This window comes from Bartonella sp. AD328YNZD, assembly GCF_042196425.1.
Window position 1 is genome coordinate 1 of sequence record NZ_JBHIQG010000301.1, and the last position, 2880, is coordinate 2880.

General features: G+C 38.9%; 3 protein-coding genes. All 3 read right to left on the reverse strand.

Features of this window, described 5'->3' with window-relative positions; all coding sequences use genetic code 11:
• Window positions 1–14: 14 nt before the first annotated feature.
• Window positions 15–764, reverse strand: a complete 750-nt coding sequence (locus tag ACFIO3_RS10930) for an SDR family NAD(P)-dependent oxidoreductase (protein ID WP_375607713.1) — start codon at window positions 762–764, stop codon at window positions 15–17.
• Window positions 765–766: 2 nt separating this feature from the next.
• The gene (gene purF, locus ACFIO3_RS10935; RefSeq protein ID WP_375607712.1) at window positions 767–2257 is read right to left on the reverse strand and encodes an amidophosphoribosyltransferase; all 1491 of its coding nucleotides are present in this window, start codon (window positions 2255–2257) and stop codon (window positions 767–769) included.
• A 78-nt stretch (window positions 2258–2335) separates the two neighbouring features.
• Window positions 2336–2878: a CvpA family protein gene (locus tag ACFIO3_RS10940; RefSeq protein ID WP_375704453.1), complete on the reverse strand. Its 543-nt coding sequence runs from the start codon at window positions 2876–2878 to the stop codon at window positions 2336–2338.
• Between the last annotated feature and the right edge of the window lie 2 nt (window positions 2879–2880).

The window sequence follows — 2880 nt, forward strand, 5'->3', positions numbered from 1 at the left end:
CCTCTCAGATGTGATCAATCAGGTATATGATAATCTACAAACCGATTTTTACGGACATTAAAGAGTTTTCCAGTTTCCTTTAAATCAGGCGATAGCAAATGGATTATTTTTTTTGCAACCTCTTGTGGTGTAGGAAGGGTTTGTGGATCTTCACCAGGCATAGCTTCAGCGCGCATGGCAGTTCGTGTGGCACCAGGGTTGACACAATTAATCTTTATAGGGGTTTGTTTAAGTTCTTCTGCCCAACAGCGGGCAATCATCTCTAAAGCAGCTTTAGAAGCGGCATAAGCTCCCCAGAAAGGGCGCGCAGCATGCGCAACGCTTGAGGATAATAGGATGGCTCGTCCAGCATCAGATTCACGTAATAAAGGCTCAACGGCTTTCATTAAGCGCCATTGGCTGATAAGGTTTATTTGAAAAACATCTTCAAATACCATGTTTTCTATATGTGCTATTGGTGAAAGTGTTCCAAGGATTCCTGCATTAGCAACGATAATATCGAGTTTTTTCCAGCGTTTGGCAATTGAGATAGCAAGAGCATCGATGTTTTCCATATGATGCAAGTCAAGGGGAACAAGGGTTGCATGAGCCCCTTTTTTTCGGATTTGATTATCTAATTCAGTAAGTCCACTGACTGTTCGTGCAAGAGCAATAATATGAGCGCCGCGTGCAGCAAGCTCGAGTGCCAAATAATAGCCAATTCCTCTTGAGGCGCCCGTAATAAGTGCAACACGCCCATGGAGACTAAAGTCATATTTTGCCATCGTTAATCTTTTGTTTTAAGAACAGATGATTGATGAATTTTGGAGAGGTTTTCTTGATCAACTAGATGAGTAGGGTAATATCCAGTAAAATAATGATCAGTAAATTGTGGATCAGCATTATTTCGTTTTTCGCCTGCTACAGCAAGATACAACCCATCCGTTGAAAGAAATTCTAATGAATCTGCTCCAATAAAATCACACATAGATTTTAAATCTGGATATTGATTTGCTAAAAGGCTTTCAATTTTAGGTGTATCAATGCCATAAAAATCCGGATAGAAAATCATAGGACTAGAAACGCGCATATGCACTTCTTTTGCTCCGGCATCGCGGAGCATTCGCACAATTTTGAGGGATGTTGTTCCACGGACAATAGAGTCATCAACCAAAATAACACGTTTTCCTTTAATCACAGGACGGTTTGCAGAATGTTTTAACTTGACGCCAAAAGCGCGAATTTGTTGTGTTGGTTCGATAAAAGTCCGTCCAACATAATGATTACGAATAATACCAAGCTCAAAGGGAATTCCAATTTCTTGTGCATAGCCGATTGCAGCGGGTGTTCCTCCATCAGGAACAGGGACCACAACATCACCCTTACAAGGAGCTTCCTGTGCTAAACGAATCCCCATATTTTTGCGTGTTGTATAAACACTACGCCCTCCAACGATTGAATCAGGACGGGCAAAATAAACATATTCAAACAAGCAAAGTTTTTCTGGTTTTGTATTTTCTGGTTTTATAATTTTTTTAGTAATTTCCCCATTTTTTTGTATTTCACATATGATAATTTCCCCATTTTTAACATCACGGACATATTTTGCTCCAATAATATCCAGTGCACAAGTTTCAGAACAAAAGATAGGCTTACCATCAAGTTCCCCCATCACGAGGGGTCTAATTCCTGTTGGATCGCGTGCAGCAATAAGCTTTGTACGTGTGAGTGCTAACATAGCATAGCCACCTTCTACTTGCCGAATCGCATCAACAAAACGATCAGAGGACGATTCATAACGTGAGCGGGCAATAAGATGGAGAAAAACTTCTGAATCTGATGTTGATTGACAGATGGCACCAGAAGCGATGAGTTCTCGGCGCAATGTAAGACCATTGGTAAGGTTACCATTATGCGCAATAGCAATACCTCCCGCTTTTAATTCAGCAAAAAGGGGTTGAACATTGCGTAATGCTACTTCTCCAGTTGTTGAATAACGGGTATGTCCAATAGCACGATTTCCTGGTAAACGTGCAAGTGTTGCAGGGTTTGTATAGTGATCACCAATAAGACCTAAATGCTTTTCTTGATGAAACATTTTATTATGGTAGGAAACAATACCGGCTGCTTCCTGGCCGCGATGCTGCAGTGCATGGAGTCCAAGAGCCGTTAATGTTGCTGCATCTTCATGCCCAAGAATACCAAAAACCCCACATTCTTCATGAAGGGTATCATCATCTAATGAAAATTCTTGACAGAAAATATCGCTTTTTATCATGATATTCTTTCAGCTGTGATATAGAGGAATCATTAATATCTCATTTTACATCATTTAGTTTTCTTTCTTCATGAAAAGCTATTCTTTATTTTTTAAAATCATCTTTTCATGAGATTGTTTCTCATGCATATATTTATCCCTGTCTTTAAATAAATTTTCTGCCTTTTCGAGAATAGATCCAATATCTTTTGGGAGTATTTCCCAAACTTTTTGTCCTAGTGAATCTAAAATAGGTCTTGTTTTCGCATTTTTTAACCAGTTCGCTTGGTGCTCAGGTTTAATTAGTGCATTAATCAGCAACATACCGATAACCGTGATAAGTAAACCACGAAGTGCTCCAAAAATAAAACCAATAGCACGATCAAGGATACCAATTCGACTATCAATAATAAAATCGGAGATTTTCATTGTAATAATTGACGTAATAATAAGAACAATAATAAAAATTGTGATCAATGTTGTGACCAATGCAATCATTTTATTAGAGAGATATTGTTCAAAGAAAGGTAAGACAGGCTTGTATAAAAAAAGTGTCGTAACAGCTGTAACTGCCCAAGAAATCAACGATAACACTTCACGTGAAAATCCTCGAAGCATAGCAAGAAAAGCGGACAACAGGATGA

What these genes read in the sequence shown, in the direction of transcription:
- purF (WP_375607712.1), bottom strand. Translation starts at nt 2,257, where the DNA reads ATGATAAAAAGCGATATTTTCTGTCAAGAATTTTCATTAGATGATGAT.
- ACFIO3_RS10930 (WP_375607713.1), bottom strand. Translation starts at nt 764, where the DNA reads ATGGCAAAATATGACTTTAGTCTCCATGGGCGTGTTGCACTTATTACG.